The sequence below is a fragment of the Nonomuraea montanisoli genome, assembly GCF_013363975.1.
Taxonomy (GTDB): domain Bacteria; phylum Actinomycetota; class Actinomycetes; order Streptosporangiales; family Streptosporangiaceae; genus Nonomuraea; species Nonomuraea montanisoli.
This window is the reverse complement of record NZ_JABWGN010000022.1, coordinates 1-12,746: the sequence shown is the minus strand read 5'-3', so window position 1 is coordinate 12,746 and position 12,746 is coordinate 1. Positions and strand designations below refer to the sequence as shown.

Genomic DNA, 12,746 nt, shown 5'->3' with positions numbered 1-12,746 from the left:
TGCGTCGCCATCCTTTTGTCAACGGGCGCGGCGGTCGTCCACCTCGACCGACAACATCCCCCACCGGCCGGCGATCTCGGTCAGCTCGACGGCCGGATCGTCACTCGACGCGCCCAGACGCTCGTCGGGCAGGAAATGGACGACTGTCCCGGTCGTGCCGTCATCGCTGATCGGCGTCAGACCGGTCACGGGAATGCCGCGCTCGTAGCGCTGGGTCCAGGCCCCGCCTCGGCGCCGGTTGGTGTGGACGAGCCAGACGCTCAACGCCGCGACGACGGACATGCCCCGGCGCGGATGGCCGTCGGGCAGCGGCTGAGCGTCGGGAGTGTCGAAGAAGCGCAGGTCTTTCGACGCCATCACGGGCTTCTTCACGACCTGACCGTGATCGTCGACGCGGGTGTCGGTGCCGCGTCCGTCATCCGCCACGGACACCGAGCCGTCGGGGTGGAGGGTGACGACGCAGTGCCCCCCGTCGTTGCTCTCCGCTTCGTCAGCCGCGTAGGCGAGGACCTCAAGGAGCAGGTGCCGGACGCCGCCCGGCGCGTACACGGCCGGGTTCCGGCGGATCCGCGAGAGGTGCTCGACGTCCACGCTGCTCGCCCAGTCGTGCGTCGTGTTGCGCCAGGAGGCCCTTGGTGTGGTCACCGAGGCAGACTACGCCCACCTACGACTGGGGATGTGGTCGTCCTCCCTGGCAGGATGGGTGGCCATGGACCATGCGCTCGTAGTACCGCGGCTTCCGGCTCGTGAAGGGCTCGTGCTTCGTCCGTGGCGGCTCGCGGACATCGCGGCGGTCGAAGAGGCCGCCGGGGATCCGTACATTCCCTTGATCAGCAGCGTGCCGTCGAGCTATTCGGACACGGAGGGCGCGGCCTTCGTCCGCCGGCAGTGGAGCAGGGCCGTCGAAAGGGTGGGGTATTCGTTCGCGATCGCGGACGCCGGCGACGATCGTGCTCTGGGCCAGATCGGACTGTGGCCGGGGGCGCACGGGCGCGCTTCGGTGGGCTACTGGGTGGCCGGCTCGGCCCGTGGCAGGGGCATCGCCTGCGCGGCGTTGCGGACGATCTCGTCATGGGGGCTGGAGCACCTGAGGATTCCGCGGCTGGAACTGCATGTCGAGCCGTGGAACGCGCCGTCGTGGAAGGCGGCGGAGCGGGCGGGCTTCGTTCGCGAAGGACTGCTGCGCAGTTGGCAGGAGATCGGCGGCCAGCGCCGCGACATGTACGTCTATTCCAAACTGCCCACGGACCTGGCCTGAGCTCCCGCGCCGCACCGTCCCATGCGACCCTGACGCCCTCGTCACTGCCATCCAGACGGCCAAGGCGGAACAGTCGACCAAGATTTGCATGCGCCTTTCATGGCGAAAGGATGCCCTAGCCTCTTGTCAGACTGACGCGCCAACGTGTCGCACCCGCAGCGCAGACAGTGGCACCACCGGCCGCCATGAGGACTATCGCCGGGATCCTCACGAGGTTCCGGACGTCGTCACACCCGGCCGTCCCGATCTGTTCCTCGTCGGGCATGACCGCGACGAAAGCCGATCCGCATGCCTTTCCGCCCGAGGTGACGGGGAGGAGGCCGGTGAGAATGCCTGAGCCGATCAGCAGGAAAGCGGCGAACGCCAACGCCTTTGCACTCATGTAACAGACCCCTTCATATCCGGCCCGCCGGCAATGGATCATGTCATGGCGCGAGCGACTACGACAGCCGCGACGACCCGGTGCTTCCCGGCTGGAACCGCTGGTCGCCATCGTCGCGGCGCGGCGTCGCCCAAGAGGGAAGCCAGGCCGTCTCGGGCGCAGTCGCCAGGCTCCGGAAGTAGTCGATGATCGCCCGGAGTCCGGGGTGCGGATTCGATCTGGGGAAGATGAGCGACTGCGGGTACACGATCACCGGGTCCACGACCGGGATACGGCGCAGGTCGTAGCTCGCCGGCCAGACGAGGCGGTCGCGCGAGCTGACGAGGGTGGCCACGTCCGCGGACTCCGCGAGGGTGTCGAGCAGCGCTTCGACGCCGAAGTGCGGGCCTGCCCCGTCGATGCGAAGGTCGAAGGCGCCGGCGAGCTGGTCGTAGAAATCGGCCCATTCGCTGCGTGGTGCGATGCCCGGCACCCAGATCCGATGCCGGCGCAGCTGGGCCGGTGTCAGCGTGCGCGCGGAGGCGAGCGGATGTCTCGGGCCCACCAGGAGCTCCAGCGGGAAGTCGAGGACATGGATCATCTCGAGGTCACGGGGCAGCCCGGCCGGGTCGATGACGGTGCGGAACGAGGCGTCGATGTCGCCCGCTCGGATGGCTGCGACCGCCACCTGAGGGTCGGCGGCCTTCACGGTGACCACGTCGAGGTCGATGTCGGGATGCGACCGCCAATAGTCGTGGAGGAGGATCGCCTGTCCGCTCCGGAACCCGAGGACGTCGATCCGCAGAGCCCGTGAGTCCGGCCTGATCGCGGTGATGGCGCGATCGACGCCCGCGACGATGCTCCGTGCGTGCGGGAGGAACGCCTGGCCGTCGAGCGTCAGCTCGACCCCTCGGGCGGTACGGGTGAACAGGCGGACCTCCAGTTCGCGCTCCAGAGCGGCGATCCGCTTCGAGATCGCCTGCTGGGTCACGCCCAGCTCGTCGGCCGCGTGTTGGAACTGTCCGACCTCGGCCGCCCGGACGAACGATCGCACCGCTTCCGTGTCCACCGCCCCAGCATATTCGTACCCAACCGATCGTTGTGGCTTGCCGAGAATCGGTTGTTTGATCCGCGGGCCAGGTGGCTGGTGTGATGCGAGCCGCCAAACATTCGGTTGTCGCCAAGGAGTCACGTGCGCGCGAGATTGGGGTCCGGCTTCGGCTGGCTGTGGTCGGCCTACGCCGTCAGCACATACGGCACGTGGATCGCCTTCGGGGCGTTCGCGCTCATCGCGGTTCAGGTTCTGCATGCGCCGGCATTCGCCGTCTCGTTCCTGGAAGCCGCCGGGCTCGCGGTCGCGGCTGTCGTCGCCGTCCCGCTCGGGCCGTGGGTCGAGCATCGGGCCAAACGCCCGGTGATGATCGCGATGGACCTGGTCCGCTTCGTCGCCATGGCGAGCGTCCCGATCACGTACCTCCTCGGCTTGCTGTCGTACGGCCAGCTGCTCGTCGTGTCGATCATCACCGGAACCGCGGGCATCGCCTTCACGGCCGCCTCCGGCGCCTACCTGAAGCACCTCGTTCGCGGCGATCAGCTCCTCGTCGCGAACGGCAGGTTCGAGGGCACGGCGTGGGTGGCGACCGCGGCGGGACCGCCGCTCGGCGGGGCGCTCATCGGGCTGCTCGGCCCGATCGTCACGGTCGCGGCGGACGCCCTCAGCTACCTGCTGTCCGCGCTCGGAGTGCTCCGCATCCGTGGCGGCGACGTCGCGGCGCCTCGCGACCCGGCCACCCGGATGCGCGCGGCCGATCTGCTCGACGGCTGGCGGTTCATCCTCCAAGACCGCGTACTGCGCGGTCTGTTCTTCAACTCCGTGACCGTCGGCGGTCTGATCATGGCCACCGTCCCGCTCCTGGCCGTCCTCCTGCTGGGCCAGTACCACTTCTCGGCCTTGCAGTACGGCCTCGCCTTCGGTGTGCCGGCCGTCGGCGGCTTCGTCGGCGCCCGGCTCTCCGCGCGCCTGGCCGCCCGCCACGGCCGGCACCGCGTCATGATGGTTTCCGGCTGGCTGCGATCCCTCTTCCCGCTCGGCCTCGCCCTCACCCAACCGGGCGTCCCCGGACTGCTCACGGTCATCGTCGTCGAGGGCCTGCTGATCACCTGCATGGGCGTCTTCAACCCCATCCACGCGACGGAGCGCCTGGAACGCACTCCCGCCGATCACACCGCGCGAGTCCTCACCGCATGGAGCATCAGCAGCAGACTCGCCCAGGCCGCCCTCATGGCGATCTGGGGCGTCCTCGCGACACTCACCAGCCCGCTCACGGCGATCACCATCTCCGGCGTCCTCTTGCTCGCCACCCCGCTCCTGCTGCCCAAGGGACCACGCATGCCTGATCCGGCGGTGGTGAGGACGGACGGTGATCAGGGACGCCGCAGCCTCACGGCGAGGAAGGACGGCGCTCGGTGAAGCTTGTCGTAGGCGGCTTCGTCGATCTCCCGCAGGCCGGCGACGGGGCGGGGTTCGACCAGTCGCTCCAGGACGAATCCCGCGGTCAACAGCTCGCCCAGGAAGGTCTCCAACGGCATGCGCTGATAATGGATCGAGAGCCCGCTGTCTCCCAGAGGCAGGTCTCGCCAGTCGTGGCTGAAGTACGAGCCTCCGAAGTGGCGCCAGTCGGCTGTGGGGTGAGTGGTCGACATCAGGAGCCATCCACCCGGTCGCAGGACGCGGCGCAACTCGCCCAGCAGCCGCATCCGATCCCTGACGTGCTCGTACACGAGCGCACAGACCACACCGTCGAACGACGCGTCGTCGGCGAAGTCGAGTGGCGTTTCCAGATCGTGGAGGAGCAGTTCCGCGTGGCCGTTCACGCGCGCCTGTGCGTGACGCAGCAGCGTGGCGCTGCCCTCGATCCCGACCACTCGGGCGCCCCGGGCCGAGAGTTCGGCGGCGTAATGGCCTGCCCCGCAGCCGACGTCCAGAATCCTGGTCCCGGAGACATCGCCCGCGAGTTCCAGCATCGCGGGTCTGTCGGTGTAGGCGTTGTAGGGGCTCGTATCGGCGTGCTGGGCGAAATGGTCGCCGAGCGCGTCGTGGTAGGCGGTTGCCTTGTGCATCGGGACATCATGTCGGCGACCGTCAGCGGATCGCCATCGAGTTTCTCGCCTTTGACCTTGACGCCCAGGTCAGCCTTTAGCCTCACGTCCACTCACCTACGGAGTCCTACGGAGAGAGGACACTCATGAACGGCATCTCGGGCAGCTTCGCAGGCAAGGGCGTGGTCATCACCGGAGCCGGCACGGGGATCGGCCGTGCCGCGGCTCACCAGTTCGCCGCCGAGGGCGCGCGGGTGCTCATCGCCGGTCGCACCCCCGCCCGCCTGGAGGAGACCGCTGCCGCGCACCCCTCGATCAGCGCCTTCCCCGCCGACGGCGCGGCGGCCGACGGACCCGAACGGATCGTCGAGGCGGCGATGCGGCGGCTGGGCCGCATCGATGTCCTGGTCAACAACGCGGCGATCACCCGGCCCGCCGCTCTCGGGACGATCGATCGCCGCAGCGCCGAAGAACAGATCGCCATCAATCTCCTCGCTCCCCTCTTCCTCGCCCAGGCCGCTCTGCCGCACCTGGCCGCGGCGAGGGGGACGATCGTGAACGTTTCCTCCAATCCGCCCTGGGGCGGCTGGCCGGACAACTCGGTCTACGGCTCGACCAAGGTCGCCCTCGACTTCCTGACGGCCACCTGGGCAGTGGAGCTCGCCCCCAAGGGGGTGCGGGTCGTGTCCGTGGCCCCCGGCATCACCGCCACACCCGTGCTGGCCCACGCCGGGTTCACCCCGGAGCAGATCGCCGCCGCGGGCGAGGGACTCGTCGAACGCATCCCGCTCGGACGTGTCGCCCAGCCCGCCGAGATCGCCTGGTGGATCGTGAACGTGGCGCGCCCCGAGGCCGCGTACCTCACCGGCACGGTGGTTCGCGTCGACGGCGGCCTCTCCGTGGCGGCGGGGCAGAAGGCATAAACTCGGACAGTGCTGATCGGGGAGCTGGCGCGAGCGAGCGGCGTCACCGTCCGCGCCTTGCGGTACTACGAGCAGCAGGGCCTGCTGCAGCCGGTACGCGCCTCCAACGGGTATCGGCAGTACGACGGCGGAGCGGTGACCAAGGTCCGTAACATCCAGCTCCTGCTGTCGAACGGCTTCACCGCTCAGGACGTACGCGACTTCCTGCCCTGCCTGGACGACGGCGAAGTCTCACTGGGGCCGGTCTGTCCGCCCAGTGTGGAAGCGGTGACCAGGAAGGTCGCGGTCCTGGAGGAGCGGATCGCCGAGCTGAGCGCCGTACGAGACCGGCTCGTACGGGCCCTGACCGGCGACGCGACGCCGCAGCCACCCGGCACCGTCGCCCGCCACCCTGCCTACACCCGCGCCGCGCGAGATGGGAGCGCGGCGCGGGCCGGAGCCGGCAGCGCCGCCACCTTCACGCCATCTCGTGCTGACTCGTCGGATTGATCGGGCTCGTCCTCTGGACGTAGCGGTTACTGACCAGCACGCAGACGAGCGAGAGCGCGGCGAGCGCGACGAGCCAGAACGCCGGCGCGAGGGGCGTGCCGAGGGCTGCGAGCAGCCAGGTGACGGCGACCGGCGTGAGACCGCCGAAGATCACGGCGCCCACGTTGTAGCTGATCGACAGGCCGGTTCCCCGGGCCGAGGTCGGGAAGAGCTCGGCCATGCGGGCGGCGAGGGGCCCGGTGTACCAGGGCTTGATCAGCCCCATCAGCGTCATGACGACGGCCATCGTGGTGAAACTCGGCGCGGCCTGGAGGAGCAGGAACAGCGGGATGCCGGAGACGGCGACGCCCACCGCCGCGATGACGAGCATCCTGGTCCGGCCGATGACGTCGGAGACGTGGCCGGCGAGCGGAGCGATCAGGACCATGATGGAGCCGGTGATGATCACCGTGGTGAAGCCGGCCGAGGCGGGCAGATCGTACTGCCGGATGGCGTACGTCGGCATGTAGGTGATCAGATAGGAGTAGGCGGTGGACACGGCCAGGATCCCGATGCAGAGCGCCATCCTGGTCTTGTGCGAGCGCAGGGTCTCCGCCACCGGCTGCCTGAGCCGGTGGGTGTCGCGCGTCTGGCTGAACTCCGGTGTCTCGCTGAGGTTCTTGCGGATGTAGTAGCCGACGGGGCCGAGCAGCAGACCGACCGCGAAGGGAACGCGCCAGCCCCACGCCGCGAACTGCGCGTCAGTCAGGGTGCTGCTGGTGATCGCGAGCAGCAGGGTGGCCAGAACTGTGGCGAACGCCTGGCTGGCGCCCTGCCAACTGGCCATGAAGCCGCGCCGGTTGGCGTTCTGCTCGACGAGGTAGCCCGTGGCGCTGCCGAACTCTCCGCCCGCGGAGAAGCCTTGCAGCAGCATCGCGAGCACCATGGCGATCGGCGCGGCGACACCGATCGTGTCGTAGCCGGGCAGGAACGTGATGATCAGTGTGGCGAGCACCATGATGCGGATGGAGGCCATCAGCGCGGGCATCCGGCCCGCGCGGTCGGCGTAGGCGCCGAGCACGAGCGCGCCGACCGGGCGGATGACATAGGCCAGCGCGACGGTGCCGAATGCCAGGAGCAGTGAGCTCTTCTCGTCCTTGCTGGGGAAGAACTGTTCCGCGATGGTGCTGCCGGCCAGGGTGTACGCGGTGAAGCTGAGCCATTCCAGCGCGTTCCCGACCGATGCCGCGGCCACGGGCCGCCACTTGCCAGTCATTTTGTACCACCGATGCTGCGCAGGACCGCGGCCGCGGTCACGATGCCTTCATGGAATCGGGAGAGTTCGAAGTTCTCGTTGGGAGCGTGGTTGCGCTCGTCGACGTTGGCCAGCGGAATGCCATAGCAGGGTAGTCCGAGCCCGTCGGTGATGCCCGCGATCGGCAGGCTGCCTCCCATCGCGGGCGCGAGCAGCGCCGGCTTGTCCGCCGTGGCGCTCACCCCGTCGAGCACCGCCTGCGCGTAGGGCGCGTCCGGCAAGGTGCGCGAGGGCTCCATCGCGGCACCGAAGACGACCTCGGCGTGCGGGAGCCGGGCCGCCACGTGCTCGCGCACCGCGTCGACGACCGTGGCGGCCCGCTGTCCGCAGGCGAGCCGCATGTCGCAGCGGGCGATCGCGACCGACGGGATGACCGGCAGGTGCTCCTGATCGTCCAGGCACGTGAGCGAGTTGATGGCGAAGGTGGGCAACGCCAACCGCTCGTTGACCTCGGCATCGCCGTACGCGTCCATGCGGTCGAGCCCGACCCCGGCGAGCAGCTCCTGGGGGGCCATGGGCAGCGCGTCGAGTGCCGCACGCTCGGCCGTGGTCAACGCCGTGGTGCCGGCGTCGTGGCCCTCGATGAGGATGCGCCCATCGGGTGCCCGCATCGTCGAGAGCAGCCACACCAGCTCCCACGCCGGGTTGGCCGCGACGTTGCCCCAGTTCCCCGAGTGCAACGGGCTGTCCGCGCCCCGTACCGTGATCTCGAAGCTCACCACCCCGCGCACGCCGAGCAACACCGTCGGCTCGTAGCTGTCGTGAACCGGCCCGTCGCTCCACAGGGCGACGTCCGCGTCGAGGTCCGTGCGCATCCCCGCGAGCGTGGCCGCGAGGTGCGGGCTGCCGATCTCCTCCTCGCCGTCGAGCAGCACGGTCACCGAGCAGGGGAGCCCCTCATCGCTCGCGAGCAGCGCGCGTACGGCGAGCAACTGCGCGAGATGCTGGCCCTTGTTGTCGCCTGTGCCGCGCCCGTACATCCGGCCGTCACGGATCGCGGCCTCGAACGGCGGGCTGTCCCACTGATCGAGCGGGCCAGGAGGCTGTACGTCGTAGTGCCCGTAGATCACCACGTGCGGACCGCCCTCGGGACCCGCCGCGTGACCGGTCACCAACGGCCAGCCGCCCGTCTCGACGACGCGCGGCGCGAGCCCGCTCGCGGCCAGCAATCCCTTGGCGTGTGCGGTCGCCTCCGGCATGCCCTCCCCGGTGGCACTGACGCTCGGCACCCCGACCCAGTCGGCCAACTCCTGTTCGTGGCGCGCCCGGTTACGCGCCACATAGTCCTTGATGTCCTCGATCGACATGCCACCGTCCTTTGCGATCACTTCCACAAAGTGAAATCGATCCTAATAATGAACATCGGTTATACTGCTGTCAATGGCTGACCCAACGCTGTCGATGGCTGAACCGGAACCGCGCCGGCGGGCGACCCCGCAGGATCTGCGCGCCCTGACACACCCGCTGAGCTGGCGTATTCTGCGCCTCTGCCTGGAGAGGTCACAGACCAACCAGCAGCTCGCACAGCGGCTCGGCGTCTCGCCGGCCACCCTGCTGCGCCGCGTACGAGCCCTCACCGACGCCGGCTTCCTCACCGTCGATCCACCCCGCCAGGGCGAACACGGAGCATGGGAACGCCCCTATCGCGCCACCGGCGCGACCTGGCGTCTCGACCTCGGCACGGACGCGGACCAACTGACCGCGCAGATCGACCTGGCCATCGTCGACGCCCACCGTGCCGAACTCGTCGAGAGCGGCCCGACCCCCAGCCGGCACACCCGGCGCGCGATCCTGCACCTCGACGCCGAGACCCGCGCCGAACTCGACCGACGGATCGACGCCCTCCTCGACGAATTCGAGAACCGATCCACACCGGACGCCCCGCCGATATCCGTCCTGTGGAACGCGATCGAGCAGCGGGACACGCCGTAGGGCGAGCGCGTGACGCTCCGTTCTCTTGAGTCGGCTCGCTGAAGGGCAAGCCCACACACCAGCCACCGCCAGGCGGACGATCGTGCGTTCAGAACATGCTGATCTACGGTGAGTGCTGTGGAAGAGTACGACTGGTTTGAATGTGACGAGGAACTGGACGAGGTCCAGGATGCTTTTGTCACCGTGCTGCGGGAACGCGCGGTGACGTGGGCGGCGGATCCAGTCGATAGTCGCTTGGTGTTGCCCGAACTGGACCTGCCGTTCGTCGCCTGTCTCGTGATTGATGCGCCTCAGGAAAATCTGGGACTTATGACCGTGGGCGTTCATCTCAAAGGTGATCGTCTTCGTGGCGACAGGCTTGACCATCAGGACTTCACGTTGCCTGAGACTCCCACCAGTCTCGCGATGGAGGCATCAGGTGACCCTGAGGAGCTGGCGGGGAAGGCGGCGGACTGGTTCGAGGCCATCATCGGCTGTCCTGTCGTGCGGTATGAATGGCTGCACGCCGGCCAGGTCTATGCGTCGCTTTACCTCTTCTCGCAGACGGGAGAGAAGCTGTCGCGGATGTACAACCGTGAGCTGGCGCCGCCCGGTCAACGCAACCGTCTTGTGGAAGCGGGGTATGTGGTCGGCCGGGGTTGGATCGACACCTCCGGCCTCGGCGAGCCGGACCGGATCGTCCCCGTCCGGGGAAGCCTTTCATGAGCCGTAGCAGGCCGGCGATCATCCCGCAGCCGAAGCGCCCCCGCCGGTGGCCGGGGTTTCGTTGAACCGAACGAGTGTCCATCTGGGCGGCGGCCACTGTGTCGGGTCCTGGTCGGTGACCCATTCTGTTGTCGAGGCGGGAAACACCTCAAGGTCGAAGGATCGGTAGACCGGGAGCAGTCCCAGGGCGTTGAACGAGATTTCGACCGTCTCCGCGTGGCAGACGATGACGACGGTTTCGCCACGGTGACGATGGGCGAGGTCGGTGATGGTGCGACTGGTACGCGTCACCATCTCGGCCCAGCTCTCGTTGCCTTTCTGGAAAGGGCGGTAGATGCCGCCGCCTTCGATGTCGAGGCGGCGGAATTCCGCGTGGGTCAGTCCGTCCGCCTCTGGCGGCGTGTGCCATGTGCAGAGCCCGCAGTCTTGTGATGAGGGCAGGCCGCTGGCCGTAGATATTGCGGCGGCTGTCTGTACGGCTCGTGGCAGGGGTGAGGAGTAGATCGTCGTCTTGTCGCTGCCGATCTCAGCGGTGATCTGCCGGCCGAGTCGTGCGGCTTGTCGGCGTCCGGCATCGGTAAGGCCGCGGCACCCTTTCGGGCCGCCTATCACGCCTTCTTCCTTGTGGAAGGAATCCCCGTGGCGCACGAAGAACAGCCGAGTTCGCATGTGCTGGATCATGTCAGGGATAGGCGACCCGCGCGGCCCGGCCGAACTGATCCGTTGAGCTTCGCAACAAGATCCGCAAGGCTGCCGCCGCGTCTGCTCTATTCCACCCACCACCAGCCGTTGCCCAGCTCTCGTACGGGGGTGCCGAGGTCACCCGCGGCGGTCTGGACGATTGTCCTGGAGGTCGGCGGGGCCGGTAGATGGGCGATTCCGCTGCCGCTCTCCGAACGCCAGGAGTCTTCGAACACAGGGAGGTAGAGAACTTCTCCTTGCTGTCGCACCTGGCCGTCTATCGACAGGTACTCCATCCACCATGGCACCGTGAGTGGCCGGCCGCTCGCGTTCTCCGCCACAAGAGCGGCGAACTCATCCCGGTGCAGCCAGAACTGACTGTCGATGTAGAGGGTCTGCCAGTCAATCCTGAAGATGACCGCGCCCAGAAAAACCATGATCACCATTACGGCGAAGGACCGGACATGAACCTTGAGCGAAAGGTAGGCCATCATCGCAGTGAAGGACCATAGAGCGGCCCATATCCAGGCCGCCGCGGTCACGAGCTTGCTGAACCACCAGATCGCCTGGAACATCGGCAACGACAGGTAGGAAACGATGGTCAGCACAAGCCATCCGAGTAATGCCATGATGACTGTCCACTTGGCCCAGTGGGTGCTCTTCGCCGCGGGACGCATGGAGGCATTTTGTGGCCGTAGGCGAGACGCGACCAGCTCTACCGACACACCTCCACATCACTTGCACGACTTCTCCACACCATGATCCACGCCTCGAGATCGCCAGTGCGCAATATCGTGCAGCCGTGACGGTACCGCCGTTCTTGGTACGCCTGCATGCCTTCGGTCAGGAGGTGTCGCCGGTCGTCGGCGATGTGGTCGGCGCTCGCACGAGCAGGCCGCCCGGACCCTTTCGGGGAGGCGTGCAACAGGTGGAGGTCGCCGCTTTCGCGAGCCTGCGATGGGGCGAGTCGGCCGCGTTCCGGCGGCGGCACGTGGACCTGGAGGCGGCACCGCCCCGCCTCGTCGGCACCACGACCGAACTGAAGGACGGCTCGATCACCATCGGCCCGGCTTGTCCCGGGTTGACGGCGGGCCTCAGGTGCCTACGGCTCTGACATCTGGCGCGATGATCATCCCGGCACTGGAGCGCCACTGACGGAGGCACAGTTTTGACAGTGCACGTGGTTACCGTCGGTCCCATGGCCTACGACCCGACAGCGCTCGATCGCCTCAGCTCCCTCGTTCCCCCGCCCGCCTCACCGATCTTCGGCACCCGCGGTTGGGATGAGGTCTTCCGAGCTCTCGATCTCCGCCTTCCGCCCGATTACATCGCCTTCATCGAACGATACGGAGACTGCGAGTTCGCCCGATGGCTCTGGGTTTCCGACTTTCGGACACTCACTGACGAGCAGTTCGCTCGTATCCCGGAGTGGATGGACTACTACCGAGATCTCCGGGAGGACTCGCCTGAAGACTTCCGGCTCGCGATGTGGCCGGAGCCAGGCGGCTTCTTCCAGTGGGGCAGCACCATCGACGGTGACGCCATGGGCTGGATGACCGTAGGTAAGCCTGAGGAATGGCCAATCATGATCGTCGCTCGTCATCATGACGAGGATGCGCCGGTCCAGGAGACCATGACCGAGTGGCTGGTGGGCTGGGCTTCCGGAGACCGGTTCGGCAGCTGGGCGTTCGCTCCCGAATCTGAGGAGCATCTCCTGATCTGTGAGCCACGGGACTAGCGGCAATGCCTGCGCGATGCCGGCCCCGCTGCGATACCTGGCCGATGAGCCGTAGGGTGGGCTTGGGGTCTGCTCGGCTTGTCCCGGGTCGATGGTGGGCAGAATGAGCAGGCTTCCACCTCAGCCATCTACGGCCCTCCTAGGGCCTGTACGGAGTTGAGATCAGAGGGATTGCCTGCGGTATGGCCGACGGTCCTGGTAGGCCATCGGGCATGGCGCGTGGAGACCTCACCGACGAGGAATGGTCCTTGATCGAGCCCCACTTA

15 protein-coding genes are annotated in these 12,746 nt (G+C 67.8%); 8 read left to right on the top strand and 7 right to left on the bottom strand.

Annotation, left to right across the window (positions count from 1 at the left end):
* Positions 1 to 18: 18 nt before the first annotated feature.
* Entirely contained in the window at positions 19 to 645 is a 627-nt protein-coding gene (locus HTZ77_RS40350) for a DNA topoisomerase subunit B (RefSeq protein WP_175595064.1), read from the bottom strand.
* A 64-nt stretch (positions 646 to 709) separates the two neighbouring features.
* Between HTZ77_RS40350 and HTZ77_RS40345 the strand changes: the two genes are divergently transcribed.
* Complete coding sequence (locus HTZ77_RS40345; protein ID WP_175595063.1) at positions 710 to 1,258, top strand: GNAT family N-acetyltransferase; 549 nt, start codon at positions 710 to 712, stop codon at positions 1,256 to 1,258.
* Positions 1,259 to 1,698: 440 nt separating this feature from the next.
* Here HTZ77_RS40345 and HTZ77_RS40340 read toward each other — a convergent pair whose 3' ends face one another.
* Positions 1,699 to 2,688, bottom strand: a complete 990-nt coding sequence (locus HTZ77_RS40340) for a LysR family transcriptional regulator (protein WP_175595062.1) — start codon at positions 2,686 to 2,688, stop codon at positions 1,699 to 1,701.
* Between the two features lie 123 nt (positions 2,689 to 2,811).
* On the opposite strand from HTZ77_RS40340, the gene HTZ77_RS40335 reads away from it, so the two are divergent.
* Positions 2,812 to 4,089, top strand: a complete 1,278-nt coding sequence (locus HTZ77_RS40335; RefSeq protein WP_175595061.1) for an MFS transporter — start codon at positions 2,812 to 2,814, stop codon at positions 4,087 to 4,089.
* On the opposite strand, the gene HTZ77_RS40330 is transcribed toward HTZ77_RS40335, so the two are convergent.
* The gene (locus tag HTZ77_RS40330; RefSeq protein ID WP_175595060.1) at positions 4,044 to 4,739 is read right to left on the bottom strand and encodes a class I SAM-dependent methyltransferase; all 696 of its coding nucleotides are present in this window, start codon (positions 4,737 to 4,739) and stop codon (positions 4,044 to 4,046) included. The genes HTZ77_RS40335 and HTZ77_RS40330 overlap by 46 nt on opposite strands.
* A 125-nt stretch (positions 4,740 to 4,864) precedes the next feature.
* Here HTZ77_RS40330 and HTZ77_RS40325 point away from each other — a divergent pair, with 125 nt between their 5' ends.
* Both HTZ77_RS40325 and HTZ77_RS40320 read left to right on the top strand, forming a co-directional pair.
* On the top strand, positions 4,865 to 5,641 hold the full coding sequence (locus HTZ77_RS40325) for an SDR family NAD(P)-dependent oxidoreductase (protein WP_205304573.1): 777 nt from the start codon (positions 4,865 to 4,867) through the stop codon (positions 5,639 to 5,641).
* Positions 5,642 to 5,650: 9 nt separating this feature from the next.
* Entirely contained in the window at positions 5,651 to 6,130 is a 480-nt protein-coding gene (locus HTZ77_RS40320; protein WP_175595059.1) for a MerR family transcriptional regulator, read from the top strand.
* On the opposite strand, the gene HTZ77_RS40315 is transcribed toward HTZ77_RS40320, so the two are convergent.
* Together HTZ77_RS40315 and HTZ77_RS40310 are read right to left on the bottom strand one after the other, a co-directional pair.
* Positions 6,099 to 7,385: an MFS transporter gene (locus tag HTZ77_RS40315; RefSeq protein ID WP_175595058.1), complete on the bottom strand. Its 1,287-nt coding sequence runs from the start codon at positions 7,383 to 7,385 to the stop codon at positions 6,099 to 6,101. The genes HTZ77_RS40320 and HTZ77_RS40315 overlap by 32 nt on opposite strands.
* Positions 7,382 to 8,731, bottom strand: a complete 1,350-nt coding sequence (locus HTZ77_RS40310; protein ID WP_175595057.1) for a M20/M25/M40 family metallo-hydrolase — start codon at positions 8,729 to 8,731, stop codon at positions 7,382 to 7,384. The genes HTZ77_RS40315 and HTZ77_RS40310 overlap by 4 nt, the downstream gene beginning before the upstream one ends.
* A gap of 73 nt (positions 8,732 to 8,804) precedes the next feature.
* On the opposite strand from HTZ77_RS40310, the gene HTZ77_RS40305 reads away from it, so the two are divergent.
* Entirely contained in the window at positions 8,805 to 9,356 is a 552-nt protein-coding gene (locus tag HTZ77_RS40305) for a winged helix-turn-helix transcriptional regulator (RefSeq protein ID WP_205304572.1), read from the top strand.
* Positions 9,357 to 9,473: 117 nt separating this feature from the next.
* Positions 9,474 to 10,061: a hypothetical protein gene (locus HTZ77_RS40300; RefSeq protein WP_175595056.1), complete on the top strand. Its 588-nt coding sequence runs from the start codon at positions 9,474 to 9,476 to the stop codon at positions 10,059 to 10,061.
* Positions 10,062 to 10,079: 18 nt separating this feature from the next.
* On the opposite strand, the gene HTZ77_RS40295 is transcribed toward HTZ77_RS40300, so the two are convergent.
* Positions 10,080 to 10,742, bottom strand: a complete 663-nt coding sequence (locus HTZ77_RS40295; RefSeq protein WP_205304571.1) for a histidine phosphatase family protein — start codon at positions 10,740 to 10,742, stop codon at positions 10,080 to 10,082.
* Positions 10,743 to 10,828: 86 nt separating this feature from the next.
* A complete protein-coding gene (locus HTZ77_RS40290) occupies positions 10,829 to 11,419 on the bottom strand; it encodes a hypothetical protein (RefSeq protein WP_175595055.1) in 591 nt (196 codons plus the stop codon).
* Between the two features lie 242 nt (positions 11,420 to 11,661).
* Between HTZ77_RS40290 and HTZ77_RS40285 the strand changes: the two genes are divergently transcribed.
* Positions 11,662 to 11,856 carry a hypothetical protein gene (locus HTZ77_RS40285; protein WP_175595054.1) on the top strand — a complete coding sequence of 65 codons (195 nt, stop codon included), beginning with the start codon at positions 11,662 to 11,664 and terminating at the stop codon, positions 11,854 to 11,856.
* Positions 11,857 to 11,940: 84 nt separating this feature from the next.
* Entirely contained in the window at positions 11,941 to 12,480 is a 540-nt protein-coding gene (locus tag HTZ77_RS40280) for an SMI1/KNR4 family protein (RefSeq protein ID WP_175595053.1), read from the top strand.
* Positions 12,481 to 12,746: the final 266 nt, after the last annotated feature.

What these genes read in the sequence shown, in the direction of transcription:
- HTZ77_RS40345 (WP_175595063.1), top strand. Translation starts at nt 710, where the DNA reads ATGGACCATGCGCTCGTAGTACCGCGGCTTCCGGCTCGTGAAGGGCTC.
- HTZ77_RS40330 (WP_175595060.1), bottom strand. Translation starts at nt 4,739, where the DNA reads ATGCACAAGGCAACCGCCTACCACGACGCGCTCGGCGACCATTTCGCC.
- HTZ77_RS40325 (WP_205304573.1), top strand. Translation starts at nt 4,865, where the DNA reads ATGAACGGCATCTCGGGCAGCTTCGCAGGCAAGGGCGTGGTCATCACC.
- HTZ77_RS40315 (WP_175595058.1), bottom strand. Translation starts at nt 7,385, where the DNA reads ATGACTGGCAAGTGGCGGCCCGTGGCCGCGGCATCGGTCGGGAACGCG.
- HTZ77_RS40310 (WP_175595057.1), bottom strand. Translation starts at nt 8,731, where the DNA reads ATGTCGATCGAGGACATCAAGGACTATGTGGCGCGTAACCGGGCGCGC.
- HTZ77_RS40305 (WP_205304572.1), top strand. Translation starts at nt 8,805, where the DNA reads ATGGCTGACCCAACGCTGTCGATGGCTGAACCGGAACCGCGCCGGCGG.
- HTZ77_RS40295 (WP_205304571.1), bottom strand. Translation starts at nt 10,742, where the DNA reads ATGATCCAGCACATGCGAACTCGGCTGTTCTTCGTGCGCCACGGGGAT.
- HTZ77_RS40290 (WP_175595055.1), bottom strand. Translation starts at nt 11,419, where the DNA reads ATGCGTCCCGCGGCGAAGAGCACCCACTGGGCCAAGTGGACAGTCATC.
- HTZ77_RS40280 (WP_175595053.1), top strand. Translation starts at nt 11,941, where the DNA reads ATGGCCTACGACCCGACAGCGCTCGATCGCCTCAGCTCCCTCGTTCCC.